The 25332-nt window shown below is 63.2% G+C and carries 17 protein-coding genes; 5 read left to right on the forward strand and 12 right to left on the reverse strand.

The genetic code is table 11. From position 1 onward, the window contains the following. Positions 1-193: 193 nt before the first annotated feature. From NKI21_RS17710 to NKI21_RS17720, 3 genes are all read right to left on the reverse strand, one after another. Entirely contained in the window at positions 194-709 is a 516-nt protein-coding gene (locus tag NKI21_RS17710) for a helix-turn-helix domain-containing protein (protein WP_352866544.1), read from the reverse strand. Between the two features lie 190 nt (positions 710-899). Further along, positions 900-1388 (reverse strand): hypothetical protein, encoded by a 489-nt coding sequence (locus NKI21_RS17715; protein WP_352722597.1) that lies wholly within the window; start codon positions 1386-1388, stop codon positions 900-902. A gap of 437 nt (positions 1389-1825) precedes the next feature. Further along, positions 1826-2029 (reverse strand): hypothetical protein, encoded by a 204-nt coding sequence (locus NKI21_RS17720; protein WP_164779989.1) that lies wholly within the window; start codon positions 2027-2029, stop codon positions 1826-1828. A 304-nt stretch (positions 2030-2333) separates the two neighbouring features. On the opposite strand from NKI21_RS17720, the gene NKI21_RS17725 reads away from it, so the two are divergent. The 3 genes from NKI21_RS17725 (at position 2334) to NKI21_RS17735 (ending at position 5154) form a co-directional block, all read left to right on the forward strand. Then, positions 2334-3797, forward strand: a complete 1464-nt coding sequence (locus NKI21_RS17725; protein WP_352866548.1) for a phospholipase D-like domain-containing protein — start codon at positions 2334-2336, stop codon at positions 3795-3797. A 110-nt stretch (positions 3798-3907) separates the two neighbouring features. Then, positions 3908-4756 carry an endonuclease/exonuclease/phosphatase family protein gene (locus NKI21_RS17730; protein WP_352722599.1) on the forward strand — a complete coding sequence of 283 codons (849 nt, stop codon included), beginning with the start codon at positions 3908-3910 and terminating at the stop codon, positions 4754-4756. A gap of 62 nt (positions 4757-4818) precedes the next feature. Then, entirely contained in the window at positions 4819-5154 is a 336-nt protein-coding gene (locus tag NKI21_RS17735) for a hypothetical protein (protein ID WP_128304944.1), read from the forward strand. Between the two features lie 288 nt (positions 5155-5442). On the opposite strand, the gene NKI21_RS17740 is transcribed toward NKI21_RS17735, so the two are convergent. Both NKI21_RS17740 and NKI21_RS17745 read right to left on the reverse strand, forming a co-directional pair. Then, positions 5443-12147: an MBG domain-containing protein gene (locus NKI21_RS17740; RefSeq protein ID WP_352866551.1), complete on the reverse strand. Its 6705-nt coding sequence runs from the start codon at positions 12145-12147 to the stop codon at positions 5443-5445. 10 nt (positions 12148-12157) lie between these two features. Continuing rightward, positions 12158-13948, reverse strand: coding sequence for a ShlB/FhaC/HecB family hemolysin secretion/activation protein (locus NKI21_RS17745; protein WP_352441923.1), 1791 nt, complete (start codon positions 13946-13948; stop codon positions 12158-12160). A 368-nt stretch (positions 13949-14316) separates the two neighbouring features. On the opposite strand from NKI21_RS17745, the gene NKI21_RS17750 reads away from it, so the two are divergent. Both NKI21_RS17750 and NKI21_RS17755 read left to right on the forward strand, forming a co-directional pair. Continuing rightward, positions 14317-15180, forward strand: a complete 864-nt coding sequence (locus NKI21_RS17750; protein ID WP_352441922.1) for a hypothetical protein — start codon at positions 14317-14319, stop codon at positions 15178-15180. Between the two features lie 152 nt (positions 15181-15332). Beyond that, entirely contained in the window at positions 15333-16199 is an 867-nt protein-coding gene (locus NKI21_RS17755; protein ID WP_352441921.1) for a hypothetical protein, read from the forward strand. Between the two features lie 44 nt (positions 16200-16243). Here the strand turns inward: NKI21_RS17755 and amaB are convergent, their stop codons facing one another. The 7 genes from amaB to NKI21_RS17790 all read right to left on the reverse strand — a co-directional run bounded on the left by amaB (position 16244) and on the right by NKI21_RS17790 (position 25329). Then, on the reverse strand, positions 16244-17758 hold the full coding sequence (amaB, locus tag NKI21_RS17760) for an L-piperidine-6-carboxylate dehydrogenase (RefSeq protein WP_502895292.1): 1515 nt from the start codon (positions 17756-17758) through the stop codon (positions 16244-16246). 230 nt (positions 17759-17988) lie between these two features. Next, positions 17989-19263, reverse strand: a complete 1275-nt coding sequence (locus tag NKI21_RS17765; protein ID WP_023809970.1) for an RNA polymerase sigma factor — start codon at positions 19261-19263, stop codon at positions 17989-17991. Then, a complete protein-coding gene (locus NKI21_RS17770; RefSeq protein WP_023809971.1) occupies positions 19260-19634 on the reverse strand; it encodes a YciI family protein in 375 nt (124 codons plus the stop codon). The genes NKI21_RS17765 and NKI21_RS17770 overlap by 4 nt, the downstream gene beginning before the upstream one ends. Positions 19635-19741: 107 nt before the next feature. Next, positions 19742-20848, reverse strand: coding sequence for a DNA topoisomerase IB (locus NKI21_RS17775; protein ID WP_023809972.1), 1107 nt, complete (start codon positions 20846-20848; stop codon positions 19742-19744). 99 nt (positions 20849-20947) lie between these two features. Further along, positions 20948-21886, reverse strand: a complete 939-nt coding sequence (locus tag NKI21_RS17780; RefSeq protein ID WP_023809973.1) for a glycosyltransferase family 2 protein — start codon at positions 21884-21886, stop codon at positions 20948-20950. A 143-nt stretch (positions 21887-22029) separates the two neighbouring features. Further along, a complete protein-coding gene (locus NKI21_RS17785) occupies positions 22030-22914 on the reverse strand; it encodes a transglutaminase family protein (protein WP_352866556.1) in 885 nt (294 codons plus the stop codon). A gap of 3 nt (positions 22915-22917) precedes the next feature. After that, positions 22918-25329 (reverse strand): circularly permuted type 2 ATP-grasp protein, encoded by a 2412-nt coding sequence (locus NKI21_RS17790; RefSeq protein ID WP_352736226.1) that lies wholly within the window; start codon positions 25327-25329, stop codon positions 22918-22920. Between the last annotated feature and the right edge of the window lie 3 nt (positions 25330-25332).

Genomic DNA, 25332 nt, shown 5'->3' on the forward strand with positions numbered 1-25332 from the left:
TCCCTCTCCGCTGGCCGGCACGAAATGTCTGACAATTCCGCTCCACCGCAGGAAGACATGATTCCTGCCCACGGTATTTCACGAAATTGCTGCCTTGTGAGAAAAGAGCGTAGCAAACCTACAGAGGTTAACGGCTTGTTACCTTAGCCAATGCTTTAAAACCAAGAAACCAAGCAATGAAATAAGCGTCGCCTCACCTAACCTTGGCGTTAAGCTTTCCCACCCGTGCCTGCAACGGCGTCCTCTGCCGGTATTTCTTCATCACGGTGGTAAAATGACTCTGACTTGAAAACCCGCTCGAGTGGGCGATATCCGCGATCGTCATGCGGCTGTCCGCAAGCAGTCTTTCAGCGAAATCCAGCCGCAGGTCGAGGACGTACTGGTGCGGCGGCATTCCGAACGTCATCGAGAAAGCCCGCACAAAATGATAGGGGGAAAGCCCGCAAACCGCGGCCATATCAGCCAGCGCCAGCTTGCGCGTAAAGTTCTCGTCCAGGAATTGCTGCACGCGGCGCGCGGCGCGGACGGAAAGCCCGCCTTTCGCGTTGAGCGTCGGCTGTCGCGAGTTGGTTCCGGAAACCGGTCCGGGGAAACCATCATCGCCCGGCATTTTTCGGCCTCCCGATACGTCCCAGATGAGGTTCAACCCAAGGCTTCCTTCCATGTTCCCCTGAAAAACAATTCGTGATTGATCGAAGCTGACCGGCATCGCCACTCATCGGATCGTTCCGGCCGGACGGCGAACAATGCGCGGACTGCATGACATTCCAGAGGACTCCTGCGGAGCTTGGGGCAGATTTGCAGCGGGACGTATTTTGAAAAACTCAGCAAGCCTTGTAGAAAATTCCGGTCTTGCGTCGCGGGCGAGCAGGCGTTGCCATTTTGCCATGGCCGGGCCCTCAGTTCTTGAGGGAAGCATGCCCGGCCCCGGTCGGCGTTCTCACAGGCAGATGGCTCCGATCCGAAGAACCGGCGAGACAGGCGACTTCGGCAATCGGCAACTCACCGCAATGCGGCGGCACGCCGAACGTTGCTATGATATGGTTGGATGAAACCCCTGCGAAGGATGCCAATTCGGCGATGACTTTTCGCACGACGTTTTCGTCGAGATATTCCCGCACGCGCCGCGCCACGTATTCCGTGATCTTGTCGCTGCCGGGCGAGGCTCTCATTCCGCGTGCGGGCCTCAGCACAATTCCGGTGGAATGCTTCTTGGCCAGGAATTTCTGCGGGACGGGATCGCGGACGGAGTATATGACACTCCTCCGCGTGGTGGCCCTCCTGGGACCTGCGCTTTCAGGAATTATGTCCAGGACATATCGAGCTGTCCGTTCTCGATTGACGCCCCGGGAATCGCCGCTGTCCCGAGCATCGTCCGTATTTTTCATGCCTGGCCTCTGCCGCTTTGTCCGCTGCCTGAAATCCCCCTTAGCCCGACCCGGACCCAGCGTAACGCACATGCCGCGGATAGTGAATAACATCCGTACGCAAAGAAAAAATTTTGTTCGGGATAAGAGGAACCAGTCACAAGGGAGGGACTGGAACATTTTTCGACACCTTCGCCGGCGCATTGGCTGACGGAGCATCAACTAAAAACCCGCCTGCGCGGCGGGTCACTGGCGCAAATCAGCACCATGGGCGAATATGTACTATAGCTGAGGTCATCGAGTCAAGAAAAAATTCCTATCGTGAAAAGCTGCGTGCGCAAAAGTTGCCAACTGCCGCGAGGCCTCTGGTTGACCTGAATTCGGGGCCCTGCTTCAGGGGACAGTTTGGCCATTTCGGCGGCCATTCAACAATGTAGAGCTACCGGATTTGCCGCCGGTCATTGCAGATCGTCGCGACGATTCTCATACAAATCCCATGTAAGTTCCACAAAACCCAGAAGAACGTCTTCCTCGCTCCACCCGGCAGCGACGGCTGCCTGAACGATCTCACGGACGAGAGGCAGCAATTGGCGTTGGCATTCTGCCGACGTGTCGGCAGCTGCGTCATCGCCGGGAGGTCCATCGAAGTTGAATTTCATCATTCGGCGCCCCCCTCGCCATCAATCAAAGTGTTTATATCACTAAAATCATTCCTCCTGATATACAATAGAGGTGGTACCAAAGCATAAGAGGCTTCGGAGGCCCCGGGCAGAACAGGACGATGCCAGGCTCTATGCTTCCTCTGGTCAGGTTTGTCCTTCTGAACAGGATCTATCGGGGTGCTTCAACCCATCGATCTCTGCGGCTGGTCGAACTCTTCAGCCAGGGCCGCATGCCACCATCCACCGAATGCGCGGCACGAGCGGCTGCATTGCCTTCTGCAACCGCTCGCTGGATAGTCTCGGCATGTTGGAGACCCTGGCGACTCACTGGCCTCAAATTCTAGCCATCATCTCCGTGGTGATGGCGACGGTCGGCATCGTCCATGCCGTCATGACCAAGGAAGATGTCCGCGCCGCCACCGGCTGGGTCGGCGTGATGGTGCTGTCCCCCATCCTTGGCGTGCTGATCTATGCCATCGCCGGCATCAACCGCATCCGCCGCGCCACGATCACCGCCCAGCGCCCGTTTGCCGACGGCGCGGTGTCCGCCAAGCACGAGCGCAACGTCGCTGTCGAAGAGGCCCTGATCGTCGAGCGCTACGGGCAACGGTTCACGGGCTTGCGGACACTGGGCGACAGGGTGGCGCGGCGCACGCTCAATCCTGGAAATGCAATCGATGTGCTGGAGACCGGCGACGAGGCCTATGCCGCCATGTGCGCGGCGATCGATGGCGCCGAGCGCAGCGTCCTGCTCGAGACCTATATTTTCGACAATGACGCCGTCGGCCTGCTCTTCGTCGAGGCGCTGGCCGGCGCCGTCCGGCGCGGCGTCACCGTCCGCGTGCTGATCGATGCCGTCGGCGCCCGCTACTCGGTGCCGAGCATCCTGGGGCATTTGCGCGAGGTCAACATCCCCGCCGATGTCTTCAACGGCAACATCGTCATGGGCCTGCGCCTGCCCTACGCCAATCTGAGGACCCACCGGAAGATCCTGGTGGTCGACGGCATCGCCGCCTTCACCGGGGGCATGAACATCCGAAAAGGCTTCTCAGCCGAATTCGCCGGCTCCAACAGCGCCAGGGACACACATTTCCGGGTGACCGGTCCGATCGTCGCCGACCTCTTTTCGGTCGCCGCCGAGGACTGGCGCTTCGCCACCAACGAGGCGCTGAAGGGCGACGCCTGGCGCATCGCCCCGCTGTCGCCACCGCCAGGCGCACCGATGATGGTGCGGGCAGTCGCGTCCGGCCCGGATGCCAGCAACGAGACCAACCACAAGCTGCTGATCGGTGCATTCTCGGTCGCCCGCAAGTCTATACGCGTGATGTCGCCCTATTTCCTGCCGGATCGGGAACTGATCAGCGCGCTGATCACCGCCGGCAGGCGCGGGGTCGAAATCGACATCGTGGTGCCGGCGGTGAACAATCTTTTCCTCGTCGACCGCGCGATGATGGCGCAGTTCGATCAGGTGCTCAAACACTATTGCCGTGTCTGGCGAACCGAGGGACCGTTCGACCATTCGAAGCTGCTTTCGATCGACGGCGTGTGGGCCTATGTCGGATCTTCCAATCTTGATGCCCGATCGCTGCGGCTGAATTTCGAGATCGACCTGGAGGTGCTCGATGCCGGCTTTGCCAGCGAGATCGAGACGCGGATCGGGTCGGCGATTGCCTCCGCCGTGCCGGTGACGCTGGAAGCCTTGCGAGCCCGGCCGTTTCTTATCAGGCTGTTCGACCGGGTACTATGGCTCGGTTCACCCTATCTCTAAGGCGGAGGTGTGCTTGAGGAACTCGTCTGTCATGGAACATACGCCGAAATTGCCTATTTTCACTTTATCCCGCTTCTGAATTGAAACCAGCGAGGACGAGCAGCACAGAGATGCACAGAATTGGACGCAGCCTCCCGGCAAGCATGCTTCTGTCCCTTCGTGACCGCCGGATGCAGAAGGCTAACGCCGCAGCACTCAAGACGACAGCCACCACCGGCACGCTGGTTGCCTCCTACAATGTCCACAAATGCATCGGCGTCGACAGGAAATTCGACCCGGAGCGGATCATCCGCGTCATCCGCGAAATCGATCCGGATGTCATTGCGCTGCAGGAAGCCGACAATCGCTTCGGCGACCGTGTCGGGCTTCTCGACCTGCCCCGGCTCGAGCGGGAAACCGGCCTGATTCCGGTGCCGATTTCGGCCACCGGCAAGGGCCATGGCTGGCATGGCAACGTCCTGCTGTTCAAGAAGGGCGTCGTTCGCGACGTGCACCAGATCAAGCTTCCGGGACTGGAGCCGCGCGGCGCGGTGGTGGCGGAAATCGACCTCGATGGAAGCCGGACGCTGCGCATCATCGCCGCCCATCTTGGCCTGCTGCGCCGCTCGCGCTCCCAGCAGGCGCGCGTCGTGCTCGACCTGATGAACAGCCCGGACGAAAGACCGACCTTGCTGCTCGGCGACCTCAACGAATGGCGGCTCGGCAACCGCTCCGCTCTCAACACGCTGCATGCGACGTTCGGCCCGCAGCCGCCGGCGGTCCCCACCTTCCCGTCGAACCTGCCGCTGCTGGCGCTCGACCGGATCATGGCCAACAGGCACGGCATGATTGCCGCCATCAACGCGCATGACACGCCGCTTTCGCGCGTTGCCTCCGACCACCTGCCGCTGACGGCCTTCGTGCGCCTGGAGCGGGTGGACGATAACGCCTTGATGTCTTCCGCGTCGCAAAGCGTGTAAAATTAGGCGGAACGCCCGGTTCTTCCGCGAGTTAACATGTCTTGAATACGCAGGAGGACGAGATGAAAAAGCTGATTCTGGCTTCCCTGTTGGCATTGGCCGCGACCGCGGCGATCACTGCGCCGACGCAAGCGGCAAGCGTGACCATCCAGTCCGACGACGGCGACCGATATTTGCCGGATGACGATTCCGATAGTGGGATCGTTATTCGCCGTCATCACCGCGATCGCTATTATGACGATCAGTATGATGGCGACCAGAATGTTCAGTATGACAATGGCGAATACCGGTACGGCGAATATCGCCGCCATCACCGGCATCATCGCTGCCATATCGAACTGGTCAAGCATTGGCGCCACCACCACAGGGTGATCGAAGAGGTCCGCGTCTGCGGCTGATCCCGATCGGAGCAACCGGCCGGCGAAAGCCGGCCGGTTCATCGTGCATGATCGGCTGACGAAATAGCGCCGATGTGAGAGGTGATAATTGACCGCGTCAAATCGTGGTCGCCCGCACGCTCACCGGACCGTGGCAAACGCGGCAAGGACGGCCGGGTCCCAGGCGGCCATGGCATTAGGTCATAGGTGATATCGCCGTTCGGATTGGCGGCGTTGGTGATGCCGCCCTGGCGATGGGATAGCTGCCCGACAGTCTCGCCGGCAACGCGGTCAAGGCGTCCCCATTTTCTACCGGACCGAGGCAACGCTGCAGACGGAAGCTGCGTCCGCCACGCCCTGGCAGAAGGCGGGACCGTCAAGCCGCGGGTCTTCGACCAGCGTTTGCGCATCGCCATCCACCGGCTGCCCGGTATCGCCATCCACCGGCTGCCCGGTGAAGAAAACCCGAGCCGGCCCGCCGGCAGTATGGGCATCGGCGTTGTACGCGACCGTGCTGGCCGCATCCGGTGCCGGCACGGTGTTGGGCGGCGAGACCACCAGATCGGCACCGACATAGGTCAGCTCATAGTTGGCCGAGAGGGTCAGGCTCCCCTGTTCGATGGCATAGTTGCCAGCAGGGCTAGCGGGTGTCGCCTCAGTCGAGAGCGCGCCAAGGAATGTATCCCCGTTGACCAACCCCAGACCGCCGATCGAATAGGTGAGTGGCGGATTGGGCATGCCTTGGGGCCGGCTCTGCGCATCCGCCACCACAGTGATCGCCCGCTTGCCGATGCTGAAGTCGGCACCGGCATAGCTGATCTCGTAGTTCGCATTGGCGTTGTCGGTGAGCGTGCCCTGGCCGATCGCGTAGGCTCCGGCGTTCTCTCCCAAGGCGCGATCGAGAGCGCCGACCAACGCCACACCACTGCCGAGATCGGTGCTGGTGTAGCCATAGGAGGACGGGTCGGCATCGCCGTAAATCTTGCCCTGGCCCGAATTGGCCGTGACTGTCACGGCACGCCTGCCGATGCTGAAATCGGCGCCGACATAGCTGATGTCGTAGTTCGAGTTGGCCGCGTTGGCGAGTGTGCCCTGCCCGATCTGATAGGCGCCGACATCTTCGCCGGTCGTGCGGTCGAGAGCGCCAACCAGCGCCGCACCATTGCCGAGATCGGTGAAGGTGTAGCCATAGGACGACGGATCGGCATTGCCGTAGGTCTTGCCCTGACCCGAGCTGGCAGTGACGGTCACGGATCGCTTGCCGATGCTGAAACCGGCACCGACATAGGTGATGTCGTAATTGCCGTTGGCAGCATCGCTGAGGGTGCCGCGGCCAATGTCATAGGTCCCGACATTCTCGCCCTCGGCGCGATCAAGCGTGCCGACCAGCGCCGTCCCGCCGCCAAGACCGGAAACCGCATAGCCGTAGGACAGCGGATCACTGTCCCCATAGATCTTGCTCTGGCCCGCATCGGCCGTGACCGTGATCGCGCGCTGTGTCACCGAAAGGTCCGCGCCGATATAGCTGATGGCGTAATTGCCGTTGGCAAGCGTGCCTTGCGTGATGCTGTAGCCGCCGACATCGGATGATGCCGTGGCGGTCGTTGCCAGCGCACCGCTCAGACTGTCGCCATTGGCGAAATCGCCCGAGGTCAGCTGATAGGTCAGCGTTGGATTGTCATCGCCATAGACACGGCTCTTGGCATCGGCCGTTAGCGTAATGGCGCGCTGCGTCACCGCCAGATTACCGCCGACATAGCTGATCGCGTAGTTGCTGTTGGCGAGCGTGCCCTGCGTGATGCCGTAGCTGCCGACATCGGATGCTGTCGTTGCCGACGTCGCCAGCGCACCGTTCAGGCTGTCGCCATTGACGAAATTGCCTGATGTCAGCTGATAGGTCAGCGCCGGGTTGGCATCGCCATAAATGCGGCTCTTGGCATCGGCCGTCACCGTGATCGCGCGCGGGGTCAACGCGAGATTGCCGCCGACATAGCTGATCGCATAATTGCTGTTGGCGAGTGTGCCTTGCGTGATGCCGTAGCTGCCGACACCGGATGCTGTCGTGGCCGTTGTAGCGAGCGCACCGGCGAGACTGTCGCCATTGACGAAATTGCCCGAGGTCAGCTGATAGGTCAGCGCCGGATTGGCGTCGCCATAGATGCGGCTCTTGGCATCGGCCGTCACCGTGATCGCCCGTTTCGTCACCGACAGATTGGCGCCGGCATAGCTGATCGCATAGTTGCTGTTGGCGAGTGTGCCTTGCGTGATGCCGTAACTGCCGACACCGGATGCTGTCGTGGCCGACGTCGCCAGCGCGCCGCTCAGGCTGTCGCCATTGACGAAATTGCCCGTGGTCAGCTGATAGGTCAGCGTTGGAATGGCATCGCCATAGATGCGGCTCTTGGCATCGGCTGTCACCGTGATGGCGCGCTTCGCCACCGACAGATTGGCGCCGACATAGCTGATCGTATAGTTGCCGTTGGCGAGTGTGCCCTGCGTGATGCCGTAGCTGCCGACACCGGATGCCGTCGTCGCCGTTGTTGCCAGTGCGCCGCTCAGGCTGTCGCCATTGACGAAATTGCCTGATGTCAGCTGATAGGTCAGCGCCGGATTGGCGTCGCCATAGGCACGGCTCTTGGCATTCGCCGTCACCGTGATCGCGCGCGGCGTAACCGACAGATTGGCGCCGACATAGCTGATCGCATAGTTGTTGTTGTTGAGTGTGCCCTGCGCGATGCCGTAGCTGCCGACACCGGATGCCGTCGTCGCCGATGTCGTCAGAGAACCGCCCAAGCTGTCGCCACTGACGAGGTTGCCTGTTGTGAGTTGATAGGTCAGCGTCGGATTAGAGTTGCCATAGGTACGGCTCTTGGCATCGGCCGTTACCGTGATCGCGCGCTTGGCGATGGTGAAATTGGCGTCGACATAGGTGATGTCGTAGTTCGAATTGCTGGTGTTGGTGATGCTGCCCTGGTTGATGGCATAAGTCCCGGCGCTGTTCCCTGCCGTGCGGCTAAGGCTACCGACCAGAGCCGTGCCGGCGCCGAGATCCGAAACGGTGTATGCATAGGATGATGGATTGGCATCGCCATAGATCTTGCCCTGGCCCGGCGTCACCGTCACCGTCACCGCGCGCTTGCCGATGGTAAGCAGGCCCGCGCTGTTGTAGGCGAAGCCATAGCCGCTCAACGCCGCGAGATTGCCGGCGCCGACGGTGATTGCATAGGATCCTGCTCCGACCTGTGTATTGCCCGGCGGGTTGACGGACGTGACGCTTGGGCCACCGCTGAAGGTCGTGGCGGCGGTGTCGCCGAGATAGGCGCCGATCACGCCTGCCTGGTAGCCCGCCACTGAATAGGTCAGTGCCGGCAGGGCGGTATCGCCATAGGTTTTGGTCGCATTGCTGGATTTGAAGGTCAGTGTCGGCTGATAGGCAAAGACATAGCGGTTGCCTGTCGCACTCACCGGACCACCCGCCGACGTGTTCCAGACGGCCGTGTTGCCACTGTCCAGATTGCCGAATGTATTGCCGGTGGGATTTGCCGCATAGATCAGCCAGCGTCCGCTAGTGGCGGCGACGGCGTCACTGCCCCGGTTGTTGACGAACAGGCCAGCGGCCGAGAGCACTGGATCCGTTCCGCTGATTGTCGCATTTGCCGCAATGGTCAAATCGCCCGTCGTCTGAAGCTTCACCGAACCGGTGGTGTTCACCCCGGTCGCCGTAACCCCGCGGGCGCTGGAAGCACTGGCGATCGTCAGGCTTGCGCCATCGCGCAGATCGACGGAACCGGCGCTGCCGGCGACGTTGCCGACCTGGTTGCCGGCGTTGGTCAGGGTGAAGCTACCCGTGCCACCGAGAACCAGCGACGCCGCCGTCAGGCCACTAGTCTGCGTCACCACGCCGTTCGACGACAGCGCCAGCGTGCCGGTGCCGACCGACAGCGCCTGGTTGAGGGCGAAGGTGGCTGCTGCGGTTTCAATCTGGCGATTGGCGAAGGACAGGCTGCCGACAGAGGCTGACCCAATCGCCGCGCTATAGGCGCTGCTCAGCGCCGACAGCGAGGCGATCGAGCCATCCGCCTCGTCGAGCCGCCAGTCGCCATAGACGTTGAGGTTCGAGACATTGCTGCCGGACAGGCCGGTCCGGAAGGTCACGCCATTCTTGGCGCCCGAGTCCGCTTCGGCAACGGTGTAAGCGAGCACCGAGTTCGAGACCGCGCCGGCCGGCAGAGCGAGATAATAGTAGCCGTTGACGCCGGTCGAGACTGTGCCGAGGTTCACGCCGCCGGAGACGACGGACACCAGCCCGGGATTCTTTGTGTAATAGGGTTGGCCGGTACCGGAAATCAGCGGCGTGTTGCCGGCATCCTTGTAAGCAATTCCGGAGATCGCCTGAACGCCATTGGGGTAGAAGCTCTTCAGATAGGGATAGAGGCCGCCAGTCCCGCCGCCAAAGGCGGCACTCAGTCCATTGGCGCCGCCATTCTGGAAGCTGGAGGTCGACAGGCCGACGACATTGACATTGGGGCCGGTGGTGCCACCGCCGATCGCAGGCTTGGCGCTGGATGTGGTGTTGTAGGGGCCGGATGTCGACGTGTCGTACGCGCCCGTGACCACGCCATCGTAAAGGTTGTTGCCGATGAACGCGCCGACATTCCATCCGCCGCTGACCGCGCCGGTCGAATAGCTGTCGGTTATCCTGCCGCCCTCGCCGACAAACGAATAGCCATAATTCGATCCGACGAGGCCGCCGACGGCCGCGCCGCCGCTGCCGATATCGACAGCGCCCATGGCATAGACGCGATCGATGGTGCCGAAATTGTTGAAGCCCACCGCGCCGCCCGCGGCATTTGTGTCGCGTGCGTTGATGACCACTGTCGAGAAGCTGTCGGAGAGTGCGCCATCGTTCTCGCCGATCAGACCGCCTGAGGTGGACCCGTATTGCGTGGTGAACAGCTGACCAGTCGAATAACTCTGGGCCACCGTGCCGGCATTGAACCCGGCGATCCCGCCAAGGGTCCTAAACCCCCGGACCGTCACATTGGTGACGCCGACATTCTGGACCAGGCCGCCCGCGCCGATATAGCCGAATAGGCCGACATACTGGGCAGCGGACTGCGTCACCGACAGGCTGTCGACGGTGTGGCCGAGCCCGTCGAACGAGCCGGTGAAGCCGTTGCCGCCGTTCTGGATGTTGCTGTTGCCGTCGGTGCCCAGCGATATGAAGCCGAGACCGCTATTCCAGCTGGACGTGGAGCTGGCATCGATATTCTTGGCCAGCGCGTAGCTGCCGGTGAGCCCGCTGTTGATCGCCTGCAGGCCGTTGACATCATAGATCAGCGTGTAGCTCTGGCCGTTGACCGACAGCGCCTGCGCACCGGGCGTGCCGGTGAAGGTCGCCGATGCGCCCAAGGCATAGGAGATCGTGCCGCCGGTGCCGCCATTGTTGGTGATGAGCGCCAGTCCGCCGACGCCGCCGATCGTGGCGTTCGCATTGAAGACGATCGAATGAGAGGCGCTGAGCGTCAGCGTGTTGGTGTTCCAGGCGATCGGCGCGGCAATGGTGATGTCGCCGGCCTGGGAACCGCCGCTGCCGGTCGAGATGGTGACGTTTGCCGTTGCAAGAAGGTTCTGCAGCGTGGTGACGTTGATGACGCTGTCATTGGTGTTGGCGGACATGCTGCCGCCGGTGTTGCCGGCAGCGTTCGATATAGTGACGTTGTAGGGATCGAGCAAAAGGTCGCCGGTGTCGCCGAACCGTGCCCGCAGGTCGACCTCACCGGTGAAGTCGAGGCGCTGTTTGCCGGACACTTCCGCGAAGCCACCATTGCCGCCGTCATCGCCGCCGCGTGCGGAAATCTTGCCGGCGAATTTTGTTTGCGCGTCGGACCAGACGATGACCGTGCCGCCAGTGCCGTTGCCGGTCGCATCGGCACTGATTGTCGTCTTCGCATCGATCTCGGTTGCGACCGCGCGTTGCAAGGTGCCCTTGCCCTGCTTGTCACCGCCGATCCTGACCGTGCCGCCGCCATCCTTGCCCGAGGCATCGACCTTGGCCGCCCTGAGCTTCAGTTTGCGGCCGGTGACCGTGACCTTGCCGCCCTTGCCGCCGGTCTGGGCCGAAGCGTCGAGCATGCCGGTGATTTCGACCGAGCCTTCATCGCCGCCGAGCACGATGGCACCGGATTGGCCAGACACCGTGCGTGCCTCGATGACACCGGACATGTTGACGGCTTGGCGTGCGGCATCGCGCACCGCAGCCGCCTTGAGTTCGACCAGCCCGCCATCGGCACTGATCAAGCCGGAATTGCTGACCAGCGCATTGCTGCCGTCAGCCTTGCTCGGCACGGAAACCTGCAGGAAGCCGTCGCCGGACAAATCAAGTGTTGCCTTCTCACCCGATCCGAGCCCGACCTTGCCAAGCGGCACGGTGATCGAGCCGGCATTGTCGACGCTGCCGCCGATCAATGCGGCATAGCCGCCACGCCCGATGCTGACCGCACCCTGGTTGGAGACGGCGGCTGAAGCTCCCTTGCCCTCGAATTCCAGCTTTCCGGCCCCAAAATCCTCGTCGCTGATGCCCAGCGAGGACGCGACGAAGCCGGCGGCACTAACCTTGCCGGTCTTGGAGATGGCAATGCCGTTGGGATTGACCAGGAACACCTGGCCATTGGCATTGAGCTGGCCTGCAATGGTCGATTTGGTACCGCCGGTGACGCGGTTCAGCATCGTTGCCGAGGATGATGGCTGGTCGATAGTGACTGTCGCGCCGGCACCGATCGAAAAACTCTGCCAGTTGACGATCGCCGAACTGGTCGACTGCCTGATGTTCAGTTGCGACGACGATGGGTTGGCGATGGTGACGCCGCCGGATGCTACGCTGCCGCCGGTCGGCAGTTCCTGTGCCCGCGCCGACGTGAAGCCGACAAGCGCCGTCGACGTCAAAAGCAGCGCCATCAACGGCGCGCCGGTGCGGTTCAGGTGCCGCCGTGGGAGGTGGGCTTTGCGCTGCATGGTCATCTCTCTAGAATTGGACGGCGCCGCTGAGCGAAAAGCGATCGCTTGTCGGCAACTGGTCGTCACGATGCTGGCGGCCCCATTCCAGCGTCAGGCTGGCGTTGGTCGCGTCGCCCGCCAGCGCGGTGCCGACCTTCAGGCCAAGCCCGTATGACGCGCCGACGATGTTGGCCGTCTCGAGCGCGGTCGGCATTTCGAGATGCACCTGGCCGACAGCGCCGAACACGTAGGGCGACACCGAAACGATGCCGCCAGTGAACGGCACGTACCAGGGTGAGGACAGCTCGCCGCGCAGCACATAGCCGGAATCGCCCTGCAGCGCGCCGGCGTCGAAGCTCGACAGGCCGCTCGCCCCGACCAGCCCGATCTGTTCCGACTGCAGCAGCGGCTTGCCGAACGAGGTCTGCGCGCGGGCGTAGAGGTCGAGGCCGAGATGGGTAGCCAGCGGCTGGCTGTAACTGGCGGAGACCTCCAGCTTCTGGAACGCCGCGTCGGCCCCCTGGCGCGACAGCGGCAAAAGCGGCGTGGCATCGGCGGCCGAGCGCGCGCCGAGCCCGTCGATGCCGAACGACGCAACGACATTGCCGATGAAGACACCGCCAAGCGGTGTGAACCAGGTGCCGTCGAGACCGAGCCGGGCAATGCGCAGCCGGTCCTCGGCGATCGGCAGCGAAATCGGCGTCACCGCGTCGAGCGTGTCGTTCTGCACGTCGAAGGACAGTTCGGTGCTGATCGTAAGCGCACGGCTGCGGATCCAGGGATATCGAAGCCGCGCCGAATAACGCTCGAAGGCGCTGCCGAAGCCGAGCGTGCCGGGCTCGGCTGTCGGATTGGCCTGCGTGCGGCTGGCTTCCAGGTTGAGCGTCAGCCCGTCATAGCCGATCGGCACGACGATGCCGGCGGCATAATTGCGATTGCGTGGGCCATCCGTGAACAGGCCGCTCTCGCCGCCATCGGGGTAGCCGCCTGCCCTGACATAGACGAGTTCGCCGAGGCCGAGCAATGAGTTGAAATCGACGCCGATGCCCGTAGACCAGCGCTGCAACGACGGCGATAACGAGTTGTCCACGGTCGCCTGGCCGCCGATCGGGCGATATTTGCCGTCGATGACAAGCACGCTGGCGCCTTTGGCTGTCCCGGCCTGCAAGGTCGAGCGCAGCCGGGCGCCGGGCGTATCACCAGCCAGCAGCAGCTTGCGTTCGATCGCCGACAGCTTGATGCTCTTTTGTCCAACGAGCGGCGCCAGCGTTGCCTCGACCCGCCCGCGTATGCGCTCGGGCAGATTGCTGGTGTCGATCCGTTCGAGAAAGCCGTCGACGACGACCAGCCGGAGCCCTGCGCCGTAGTTGAGCTTCTGCGCCGGCAGCACCACCCGCACCAGCGCATAGCCGGCCCGTCCATATTCGGTTTCGAGTTTTCGCGCCGCGGCAAAGATTTCCGCCGCCGTCACCGTGCGGTGCGCAAGGCCGGCAACGATCTTGCGTGTTGCGTCAGCCATGTCGGGCAAGCCGCCTTCGACCCTGACATCCCCGAGCTTGACCCTGAGCTTCCCGGCGCCCGCCGGCGCCTCGAGGCCCTCACCTTCGGGAATGGAAACACCTGCCGTGTTGACTGCCGGCGGCGGCCGAAAGCTGGGCGGCGTGATCTGGCTGGCTGTCTGCGCAAACGCGCCGGCTTGAAGCCACAGGCACGCCGAGACGGCAAACAGGATCAACCATCCCTTACGGGCTGCCAGCCCGCCGAAAACTGGGTGACAGTCCTTATCCCTGCCAATCGCGATCTTGCTTGTATACTTCACTCAATCACTCGCCCTTCGAGGTAGAACTCGGAAAAGCTTCGCCACCGCGCGAGATTTCATCGCTCGTTAATTAGCTTCTGCTTTCGAAATCACTTCCGGGAAGGCGTGCCCCCGCCGCTCGGATGTCGCGGAAACTATGCCGGGCTCTGGTGAACGTCAATTCAACGGGCGGCCCTCCGGCTGACTATTATTGGGAGGGGTTTTCCAAGCCATAGCAATCGGTTAGCGGATCCCATGAACCGATCGTGGCCGGCCCCATGTTCGGGTTGGGCTTGCTCTTCGCATTTGGTGCCTCTGGACACAGCTATCGAAGGCTGGAAAATGTAGACGCGACTCCGCTGTTGGAGTTAACTCGGAACATGAGGAGGATGGCGCTGAATCTGGAAGACATTGCCGGCCATCCGGCCCTGCATCGCTGTGTCCAGGCACAGTCGTTGGCGCTGATCAACATCTATGAAACGAGCCCGCGACTGGCTTCCATTTTCGCCACGCAGCAGCGTTGGCTGATGGGTCATGTCGGCCTTGCCATGCATTTCAGGCGCGATCCGCACGACCGCCGCAAGGAGCTGACGGTATCGCGTTTCATCGAGTTCGTACACCAGCACGCGGTGGCCAGCCGCAACACGGCGGACGCTTTCATCAAGGAGATGCTGCACTATCATGTCGCCGAGTATGTTTCGGGTGGCGACGGGCGCACGCACCCTTTGCAGCCAACGGCGGCAACCGTGCAGACTTTCACCGGCTGGGTTCTTGCCCATCTGCAGACGCTGGATCATCTCGACGGTGGCAACCGGCTGGCCAGGTTCCTGGAGCGGCCCGACATGGTTGTCAGGCTGCAGCCTCTGGTGGCGGACGGCCTGCTTGCCTCCAAGCCGGTGCGCGAGCCCAACCAGACTTTTTCCCTGTTCATCTGGCTCAACAATGGCGGCATCGTCATGGACTGGCTGATGTCGGGCATCGACCCCGATCATGCCGGCCTGGACCGGATTCCGACCAGCGTGGTTTCGATCGGAGATTTCGCCAGATGGCTCAAGCTGTCGCGGACCCACCTCGCCCGCAAGCTGCGCGCTGCCGAGGAACTCGGCAGCATCGGCTGGCTCGGCCAGCGCGGCCATTCGGTGATGTGGTTATCGAACACTTTCTACCAGGAGTACATGACCGTCCAGGCCGCCAAGCTGGCCATTGTCGATGCGGCCTTCGACGCCTGTTTTCCAGCTCCGGAAGACCGCTGAAGGATCGGCGCGATCGATATCTGCCCGGGCCGTGAACATTGTCTACTGGCGATCATAACCTGTTATAGAGCGGGCGCGTCTGGACACGGGCCTTGAAGGCTGAAAATGTGATCTGCGTCTTCGCGTTGGGGGGCTTGACGCACGGGGGGAGAATGGCGCTGACCTTGGACCATATTGCCGGTCACCCGGCATTGCATCGCTGTGTCCGTGCCCAGGCGCAGGCGCTTATCCAGACCTACGAGACGAACCCGAGGCTTGCCTCGATATTTGCCACCCAGCAGCGTTGGCTGATGGCGCATATCGGCCTTGCCCTGCATTTCAGACGGGAGCCCGATGACTACCGCAAGCAGTTGACGGCGGCGCGTTTCATCGACGTCATCCGGGAGAATTCCGTCGCCAGCCGCAACACCGCCGACGCCTTCCTCAAGGAGATGCTGCACTACAATTTCATCGAGCACCTCTCGGCAGCTCAGGATGGCCGCATCCGCCCCATACAGCCTACAGTGAACACGCTGGACACGCTCGCCGGCTGGATGATGGCTCATCTGCACACACTGGACAGTCTCGACGGCGCGAACCGTCTGGCAACGTTTCTGGAGCGGCCCTATGCGCTCGCCAGGGTGCAACCGCTGGTGGCTGACGGCCTGATCTCCTCCAGTCCCGTGCGCGAGCCCAAGCAGACCTTTTCGCTGTTCACCTGGCTTAACAATGGCGGCGTCGTCATGGACTGGCTGATATCGGGCGTCGATCCCGACCATGCCGGCCTCGCTGCAATACCGACTGGCGTCGTCTCGATCGGCGATTTCGCCAAATGGCTCAAGCTGTCGCGAACCCACCTGGCACGCAAACTGCGGGATGCCGAAGACCTCGGCAGCGTTGGCTGGCTTGGCCAGCGCGGCAATTCGGTGATGTGGGTGTCGGGCGATTTCTACCGGGAGTACATGACCGCCCAGGCCGTCAAGCTGGCTATCATCGATGCCGCGTTCGTCAAGGCCTTTGACTCGCCAGCAGGCAGCTGACCGGTGGGCATCCCCCGTGCGGGATGCCCAAGCCGGCGAGCCCTTCAGTCGATGTCGAACGACACGCCCTGGGCGAGCGGCAGCGCCTTGGAATAGTTCACCGTGTTGGTGGCGCGCCGCATATAGGCCTTCCATGCGTCGGAGCCGCTCTCGCGGCCGCCCCCGGTTTCCTTTTCGCCGCCAAAGGCACCGCCGATCTCGGCGCCCGAGGTGCCGATGTTGACATTGGCAATGCCGCAATCCGATCCGTCGACACCCAGGAAACGCTCGGATTCCTGCAGGTCTCGGGTGAAGATGGACGACGACAGGCCGGCGCCCACCGCATTGTGCTCGTGGAGCACGGCGTCGAAATCCGAATATTTCATCACATAGAGGATCGGCGCGAAGGTCTCTTCCGTCACCGGGGATACCTGGCTTGGCATTTCGACCAGCGCCGGGTGCACGTAGTAGGCATCGGGGTGGCCGTTCTCGACCCGCGTGCCGCCGGTCACCTTGCCGTCATGGGCGGCGGCTTCCTTCAGCGCCTTCTGCATGGCATCGAAGGCCGCCTTGTCGATCAGCGGCCCGACCAGCGAGGAGGTCTCCAGCGGATTGCCGACAGACACACTCTCGTAGGCCTTTTTGAGGCGCGGAACCAAGGCGTCGTAGACGCTGTCATGCACGAACAGGCGCCGCAGCGTCGTGCAGCGCTGGCCGGCCGTGCCCATCGCTCCAAAGGCAATCGCGCGCAGCGCCATGTCGAGATCGGCGGTCGGGCAGACGATGCCTGCATTGTTGCCGCCGAGTTCCAGCACCGCGCGCGCAAAGCGCTTGGCCAGCCGCGGACCGACGTCGCGGCCCATGCGGGTCGAGCCGGTCGCCGAAACCAGCGGCACTTTAGGGTGATCGACCAGTATCTCGCCGACGGCGCGATCGCCGATCAGCACCGGCGCCAGGCCATCAGGTGCGTCCGCGCCGAAGCGCTTGACCGCACGTTTGAAGATGGCTTCGCAAGCAAGTGCGGTCAGCGGCGTCTTTTCCGACGGCTTCCACACCACAGCGTCGCCGCAGACCAGCGCCAGGGCGGCATTCCACGACCACACAGCCACCGGGAAATTGAAGGCGGAAATGACGCCGACGACGCCGAGCGGATGCCAGGTTTCCATCATTCGATGGCCTGGGCGCTCGGTGGCGATGGTCAGGCCGTACAATTGCCGGGAGAGGCCTACGGCGAAATCACAGATGTCGATCATCTCCTGCACTTCGCCGAGCCCCTCGGACGGGATCTTGCCGACCTCGATCGAGACCAGCCGGCCAAGCTCGGCCTTGTGCGTACGCAGCTCCTCGCCGAGCAGCCGCACCAGTTCGCCACGCCGCGGGCCTGGCACCATGCGCCAGGCCTGGAAGGCCTTGTGCGCGGCATCGATCACCTTGGCCGCGTCAGCCGGTGAGATCGTCTTCAGCGCCGCGATCTGCTCGCCCGTCACCGGGCTGCGCACGATCAGGTCGCCGCCGACCAGCGTCTCCTTGGCCACACCCAGTTTCGCCAGCAGTTCGGTCGTTTCCTTGCCTATCGTCATTCTTGTCCCTTTCAGATCCAGTCGCTCATAATGCATGTCGCCCAAAAGTGCCCAGCGGTTTTGGGACAACGACATGCACAAAAGGCACGCCGGTCAAAGCCTGGCGCCATGCTGCCCGCGTGCACAAAGGCACCTCAGGCACGATCATCGCGTGGCATTACTCGGTTCAAGGGAAAATCACCACCCCGGCATGGTCTAAGCCCAAACTGCACGATTGAGCCAGATGGCGCTCAGTTTGCCTTCTTGGCCGCTGGGCGTACCGCACCGTCCTTGATCAGCCGGTCGATATGCATGCGGATATGGGCAGCTTCCGCCGCCGTGTTCGCAAGCGCTATGGCGCGGTCGAAGGCGACGCGCGCCTCGTCGCCCCGGTCGAGCTGCATCAAAAGGCCGCCCTTGAGACCGAAAAAATGGAAATAGCCGGAAAGCCGTTCTTCCAGCGGCTCGATCATGGCGAGCGCCTCTGCCGGTCCACGCACCTTCGAGACCGCGACGGCCCGGTTGAGCGTGACCACCGGCGACGGCTGCATCTGCTCGAGCAAGCGATAGAGCAGATCGATCTCGTTCCAGTCGGTGTCCTCGGCCTTTTCGGCCCGCGCATGCAGCGCGGCAATCGCCGCTTGCACCTGGTAGGGGCCGGGCTTGCGATGGCGCAGCGCCTTGTCGACCAGCGCCAGCCCCTCATCGATCATCTTGCGGCTCCACAGGCTGCGATCCTGGTCTTCGAGCAGCACGATCTCGCCGCTCTCGTCGAAACGGGCCGGTGCGCGCGCATGCTGCAGAAGCAACAGCGCCGTCAGCCCCATGATCTCCGGCTCGGTCTGGAACAGCCGCAGCAACAGCCGTGCCAGCCGGATTGCCTCCTCGCACAGCGGTGCGCGGGCCGGCGCCTCGCCGCTGTTGGTCGAATAGCCCTCGTTGAAGACCAAGTAGACCATGGCGGCGACGGCGGCGAGCCGTTCCGACCGCTCGACCGCGCCCGGCGTCTCGAACGGCACGCCGGCGTCCGCAATGCGCGCCTTGGCGCGAGTGATGCGCTGCTCCATGGCACTTTCGCCAACCAGGAAGGCGCGCGCGATCTGCTTGACCGTAAGACCGGAGACGATGCGCAGCGCCACCGCGATCTGCTGCGTTGCCGGCAGATCAGGATGGCAGCAGATGAACAGCAGCCGCAATATGTCGTCGCGGTAGTGCGCCCCGTCCAGCCGCTCGGCGATATCGCTCTCGGCGTCTTCCAGATCGGAAACCTGGTCTTCCTCCGGCATCGGCGCCTGCTTGGCGCGCTTGCGCACCGCATCGATGCCGCTGTTGCGACCGACGAAGATCAACCAGGCCGCCGGGTCGCGCGGCGGCCCGTTCTGCGGCCAGTTCTTCAGCGCCCTGAGGCACGCGTCCTGGAAAGCTTCCTCCGCCGTATCGAGATCGCGGAAATAACGCAGCAGCGCACCCATGGCCTGCGGGCGGGCGGCGCTGATCGCGGAGCTTATCCAGGCCATTTCGGTCATGCGGAAACCCTTGTTGGGTTAAAGACCGAAACCGGCCGGATTTCATACGACCCACCGCTCGGGTTGACCTCGGAAAGCTCGCGGGCGAACTCCACCGCCTCGTCGAGATCAGCGCATTCGAGCGTGTAGAAGCCGAGAAACTGTTCCTTGGTCTCGGCGAACGGCCCATCGATGACGACCGATTCACCCTTGACCTTTCTCAGGGTCGTCGCGGCGGTCGTCGGCAGAAGCCGTGCCACCGGGCCAAGCCGGCCGGCCTTGGCATATTTTTCCTGAACGCCGAGGATATTGGCCATGACCTCGTCGTCCTGTGCCTTGCTCCAGGAGCAGACGACATCTTCGGAAGCATAGCAGAGGATTGCGTAGAGCATGGCTGGTCCTTTTCTCTGTCAAAGGACGAAACAGTAAGACCGATCCCGACACCACGTCGATAAAAAAATCCAGATGTGGCGGATTTGGCCACGGCCGGCCGCGCTGGTCAGCTTTCTCGCGGTTTCAGCCATCGCAGCACGAGAGCTTCCTCGTCATCGAGACCATCGATTGAGCGTTTGCGTTTGTTGGCTTGCGCCATTTCATTCAGCAACCGCCCCTCGGACCACGCTTCGAAGACCCGCGGGTGGATATAGCATTTGCGGCAGACGGCACGCGTATTGCCCAGCCGCTCGGCAACCTTGTCGATAACGCTGTTCATCGCCCTGTTTCGCTGCGCCCGGCTTTGCGGCAGTTCCGTTTGGGCAAACAGCGACGCGGCGTGAATGGTGCCGCCCCAGGTGCGGAAATGCTTCGAACTGAAGGCGTCACCGACCGCCTCACGGATATAGCGGTTGACGTCCTCGGAGCGGACCGGCCGCCTGTTGCCGTCCTCATCGAGATACTGGAACAGCTTCTGGCCTGGCAGGTCCTGTGCGCCGCGCACAATCCTGGCGATGCGGCGGTCGACCAGCTTCAGCTTCCACTCCTTGCCCGACTTGCCCTTGAAGGCAAAGCGCAGGCTTGAACCGACAATATCCACATGCCGGTCGCGCAACGTGGTCAACCCGAAACTCTTGTTGTCACGGGCGTAGGCGGCATTGCCGACGCGGATCATCGTGTTGTCGAGCAGCCAGACGACCGCGGCGACGACACGCTCGAACGGCAGGCCACGACGGCGCAGATCGCTGTCGATCCTGTGCCGCAGGTCCGGCAGGCTCTCGGCGAAAGCAACCAGGCTCGAATATTTGGCACCATCGCGCTCTTCGGCCCATTGCGGATGATAGCGGTATTGCTTGCGTCCGCGCTGGTCCCTGCCGGTTGCCTGGATATGGCCGTCCGCGTCCGGCGAAATCCACACATCCCTCCAGGCCGGCGGAATGACGATCGCCTCGATGCGGGCCCTGGTAGTGTCCGAAACTGTCCCTCCGTCCGGTCCCTGGTAGGAAAACCCCTTGCCTGTTTTCAGCCGCCGGATACCGGGCTCAGCATCACTGACATAGCTAAGCGACGCATGGTCGGCCGAGCTTTGTGCCCCGTTTTTGGGCGCGCCATCTGGCGACACAGCATCCTGGCCAGCCGGTCGGCTGGGAGACAATCCGGATTTTTGCAACATGTCGGCTCCACGCGAATTCCGTAGATAAGCCACTGGCCGACCGCTGGTTCCACGCGCCGTCCGAAAAGCGTCTCGCGCCGATATCGTGTTGGCTGGCGCCTACAGAGCGCCTTCCAGCTTGATCGGCGGCGCGGACAAACGCCGCCGCGCCGCGAGCTTGAACCTGTAGCGCAGGCAGCGCCAAGCTTCTGAGCGCCGCTTTGGCGCGGCCGCGGCTACCGCCAGGAAGCGCGCCGCGGTGCCCAGATCGCCGCGCGCATAGTGGACCCGGGCGATCTTGAGGGCGACAAGGCCTTCCCTGGCCTTGAGGGCCGACAACGGGATGTTGCAGTCGGTGAGTGTGCGCAGTTCCCGGCGCCAGTCCAGGAAGCGCCGCACCGGGTTGATGGCAAAGCGGTCATCGGAACGTACCGGCGAAACCTCGTAGACCATGACAGGTTGCGAAACCATGGCGAGCGATGCCTTGCTCATCAGCCGTGCCCAGAACAGCGTGTCCTCGTCATAGGCCATTCCGATCGGGAACCGCGTCTCGCCGATCAGGGTCCGCGATGCCAGAACGCTGCCCACGGCGACCGAACGTATGTCGCCTTTGACATAGGCCGAAGCATTTGCCAGGCACGCAGCCTGGTAGCCGTTCGGCATCTTGATCTGCCGGTCCTGGCCGTTCACCCGTCGCCGGTAGGCACCGACGATCATGTCGGCCTCCGGCTGCTCCCGGGCCTTGCGGAGCAGTGCGCGCAACCCGCCCCGCAGATGCAGGTCGTCGGCATCGATCAGGTAGACCCAGGAATAGACCGCTTCGGCCAGCGCCAAATTGCGGGCACCGCCTGCATCGCGGCATTTGGCCGACAGCACGCGCAGCGGCAACGACAGTTGTGCCGCGGCCTCCCGCGCGATGGTTGCCGTCCCATCGGTCGACGCGTCGTCGACCAGCAAGATCTCGCCGATGATCTCGGCCTCGCTGCGTAGCGACGCCAGCGTTGCAGCGATGGTCGCCGCCGCGTTACAGGCAGGAATGACGACGCTGATTGCTCTCAATTACAAACCCTCGCGCCATGCGCTTGAGGATACAACTACCGTCACCCCGAAACGAATACAGACTAGCGGCCGCATCGGTATTTGAGAAGCAGTCTTGTCCATCCCGAATTGCGGCGCAAATACCGCTGCGTGTACGACCTGCTTCAGGCTCTTTCGAGCACGACGGGAATGACGTCGACAGCTTGCTCGCTAACCTGTCCCCCCGTGGTCTTGAGCACGCCGACGATCGGCGCCACGTCCGAATAGTCGCGGCCGTGGCCGACGGTGATATGGTCGTTGCTGGCCCGCATGCCGTTGGTCGGGTCGAATTCCTGCCAGCCTGCATCGCGCCCGCACCAGACCTTGACCCAGGCATGCATGGCATCGGCGCCTTCCAGCCGGGGCTTGCCCTTCGGCGGGATGGTGCGCAAGAATCCGCTGACATAGCCGGCCGGAATACCGAGCCCGCGCAGGCCGGCGATCATGATGTGCGAAAAGTCCTGGCAAACGCCGCGCTTCAACTTGAAGGCATCACTGGCCCGGGTCCGCACCGTTGTCGCTTCGCCGTCATAGGTGAAATCGCGATGGATGCGATTGCACAGGCTCATGACCGTGCCGGCGGCAGAGCCGGCGATGCTGTCGCGTGCGTAAGCGGTGATCGCATCGTCGATGCCGGCATGGGTGCTGGCCGTCAGGAAATGGTGCGGTGCATCAGGTGCCAGAGACCGCACCGCGGCGAGCTCCTGCCTCAGCCGGGCGATATCGGGCGACACGTCGAGCCCAGGCTCGGGCCGAGACACCGACACGCGGGCGCTCATCCTGATGTCGAGCGCGTCATGCGCGTCGCGAAAGGCGATCGAGGTGACGTTATTGCCGAAGAAATCGGAAAAGTCGGAACGCTCGTTGGGTGCCGGCGCAAAGGACAGGGATGCGGCGATGACACGCTGCACGCCCGGTATCGTCGACGGCAGTACGCGCACCTGATGACGACCGCCGCCGGCCGCCGCAGCGTAATCGTAATGCAGATGAAGCCTGATGTCGTAGAGCATGCTTTATCCGAAATAGGCTTTGGCGAGGCTGTTGTAGAGGCCGCCGATTTCATAGGCGAGGTCGTCCAGCGCCTTTGCCGTCATGTCCGAAGGCTCCTTGATGGCAATCTGGGTGTTGAGCTGCAGGATTTCCTTCGCCGCCGGCGACATTTGCCCCTCCCCGCCGAGCGACGGCAACAGGCCGATTTCGGCCTTCAGCCTTTCAAGTTGGAACAGGATGGAGCGCGGGTTAAGCGGATCGAGCGCCAGCAGGTCGATCACCGTGCGCCGACCGGCCTGCACCGGATATTGGCGGCGATGGGTCATCACGCTGTCGCCGATTTCCAGCATCATGTCGAGCGCGCCGTCCGGCGCCTTGGCGCTGGTCAGCCGCGACAGCGTGCGGGAGATCTGGATACCGCGCTCCAGCCGGCGGCCAATCTCGAGGAAGCGCCAACCGGCGAAGCGGTACATGTTCTCGTGCAGCAGGCCGGAAAAGCCGGCGAGCTTACGCAGGATGACTGTCATCGCCCGGGTCGCGTCGTCGCCGGGCGCGACCGTCGTTGCGAACTGATGGATGGTTTTCGACAGGTCCTTCAGCGCCAGCCAGCCATCGGGCGAGAAGCGGTCGCGGATCTGCCCGGCACTGTAGACCGCGCTATCCAGCGTGCCGATCAGCCCTGACGGGATCGCTGTCTCCACATCGATGCCGAAAGGTTCGAGATAATCCCTGATGTCGGCGAGCAGCGGCATATCCGGGTCGGAGGTTTCGGCCAGCCGCACATGGTAGGCGCGCAGGATGCGCACCGTGTCTTCCGAGCGCTCGATATAGCGGCCGAGCCAGGTCAGGTTCTCCGCCGCGCGACTGGGCAGGCTGCCGGGCCTGGTGCGGCTGAAACTGTCGCCTTCTTGCGGCAGCAGCGTCTCGCGCTCCACCGGTTTGTCGCTGACAACCCAGACATCCGCCGCCTGGCCGCCACGCTGCATGGCGATCGCCGTCGGGTCGAGCGACAGGCCGATACGGGCAAAACCGCCCGGCATCACCGTCCAGCCCTCCGGCGTTCGCGCCAGGTAGACGCGCAGGCTCGCTGGCCGCGGCTCCAGCCAGCCGCCGACATAGACGGGCGTCGTCGAAAGCGTCACCGCTTCCTGGCCGACGAAATCGCCGCCATCACGTTCAATGCGCGCCACCAGTTCCGCCCGCTCCCCGGCCGACAGAGCCGAGCCTAGCTTCGTTGAATCGTCGTCCTCGAAGGCAAGCCTCGTCGACAGCGCCGGCCCGATCACCATGCGATCGATATTGGCCAGCACATGCGCGCGCTCGGTAGCTTGCCCGCACCACCATGTCGCGACACTTGGCAGCAGCAATTCCTCGCCACGCAAGGCCCGTGAAATCTTGGGCAGGAAGGCAAGCAGCGCGCGCGTCTCCATCAGGCCGGAGCCCAGCGCATTGACGGTAGCAACCGCGCCCTGGCGGATCGCCTCGACCAGGCCCGGCGTTCCGATCTGCGAATCCGGGCGCAGTTCGAGCGGGTCGGCGAAAGCGGCGTCGAGCCGCCGCCACAACACGCTGATCGGCATCAGGCCGGAAACCGTGCGCACCATCAGCCGGCTGCCGGAGACGGTCAAATCCTCGCCTTCGAGCAGCATGATGCCGAGGTAGCGGGCGATGTAGGCGTGTTCGTAATAGGTTTCGTTGAGCGGCCCCGGCGTCAGGATGGCGACGCGGCCGTCGGTCTCCTTGGCCATGCCGATCAACGCATCGCGAAAACGGCGGAAAAAGCCGGCAAGGCGGTGCACATGCATCTCGCCATAGATGTCGGACAGCGCGCGTGTGGTGGCGACGCGGTTTTCCAGTGCGAAACCGGCGCCGGACGGCGCCTGCGTGCGATCGCCCAGCACCCACCACTGGCCGTCAGGTCCACGGCCGAGCTCGAAGGCGCAGAAATGCAGGAAGTGGCCGCCGGCCGGCCTGGTGCCGACGACAGGCCGCAAATATTCGGGGCTGGCGGCGATCAATCCCGCCGGCAGGATACCTTTCTCGACCAGCCGGTTCGGCCCGTAGATATCGGCGATGGTTTCCTCGAACAGTTCGGCGCGCTGCACGAGGCCGGCGCTGATCGCCGCCCACTCGCTCTCCTCGATGAGAACCGGGACATGCGCCAGCGGCCATTCGCGCTCATTGGCACCGGCCTTGTCATAGACGCGGTAATAAACGCCGGCATCGCGCAGATACTGGTCGGCGCGGGCAAAGCGCTGGCCGAGCTTTTCAGCGCCAAGTTCCTCGAGCGCCTCGACAAAATGCTTCCAGGCCGGGCGAGGATTGCCTGACGCATCGACCATCTCGTCGACGACGCCGTCGATCGGCTGGTAGTGCTCCAGCAGGCTGTGGGTCCGCGGCTTGCCGTGTCCTCTCTTGTGATTCCCCTTTGCCATCGC

The sequence above is a fragment of the Mesorhizobium sp. M0715 genome (genome assembly GCF_040320355.1).
In the GTDB taxonomy this organism is placed as follows: Bacteria; Pseudomonadota; Alphaproteobacteria; order Rhizobiales; family Rhizobiaceae; genus Mesorhizobium.

Coding starts and splice junctions, on each gene's coding strand:
- NKI21_RS17770 (WP_023809971.1), bottom strand. CDS start 19,634: ATGCTCTACGCAATCCTCTGCTATGCTTCCGAAGATGTCGTCTGCTCC.
- NKI21_RS17790 (WP_352736226.1), bottom strand. CDS start 25,329: ATGGCAAAGGGGAATCACAAGAGAGGACACGGCAAGCCGCGGACCCAC.
- NKI21_RS17720 (WP_164779989.1), bottom strand. CDS start 2,029: ATGATGAAATTCAACTTCGATGGACCTCCCGGCGATGACGCAGCTGCC.
- NKI21_RS17725 (WP_352866548.1), top strand. CDS start 2,334: ATGTTGGAGACCCTGGCGACTCACTGGCCTCAAATTCTAGCCATCATC.
- NKI21_RS17755 (WP_352441921.1), top strand. CDS start 15,333: ATGGCGCTGACCTTGGACCATATTGCCGGTCACCCGGCATTGCATCGC.
- NKI21_RS17775 (WP_023809972.1), bottom strand. CDS start 20,848: ATGTTGCAAAAATCCGGATTGTCTCCCAGCCGACCGGCTGGCCAGGAT.
- NKI21_RS17765 (WP_023809970.1), bottom strand. CDS start 19,263: ATGACCGAAATGGCCTGGATAAGCTCCGCGATCAGCGCCGCCCGCCCG.
- NKI21_RS17710 (WP_352866544.1), bottom strand. CDS start 709: ATGCCGGTCAGCTTCGATCAATCACGAATTGTTTTTCAGGGGAACATG.
- NKI21_RS17740 (WP_352866551.1), bottom strand. CDS start 12,147: ATGCAGCGCAAAGCCCACCTCCCACGGCGGCACCTGAACCGCACCGGC.
- NKI21_RS17735 (WP_128304944.1), top strand. CDS start 4,819: ATGAAAAAGCTGATTCTGGCTTCCCTGTTGGCATTGGCCGCGACCGCG.
- NKI21_RS17730 (WP_352722599.1), top strand. CDS start 3,908: ATGCACAGAATTGGACGCAGCCTCCCGGCAAGCATGCTTCTGTCCCTT.
- NKI21_RS17750 (WP_352441922.1), top strand. CDS start 14,317: ATGGCGCTGAATCTGGAAGACATTGCCGGCCATCCGGCCCTGCATCGC.
- amaB (WP_502895292.1), bottom strand. CDS start 17,758: ATGACGATAGGCAAGGAAACGACCGAACTGCTGGCGAAACTGGGTGTG.
- NKI21_RS17715 (WP_352722597.1), bottom strand. CDS start 1,388: ATGAAAAATACGGACGATGCTCGGGACAGCGGCGATTCCCGGGGCGTC.
- NKI21_RS17785 (WP_352866556.1), bottom strand. CDS start 22,914: ATGCTCTACGACATCAGGCTTCATCTGCATTACGATTACGCTGCGGCG.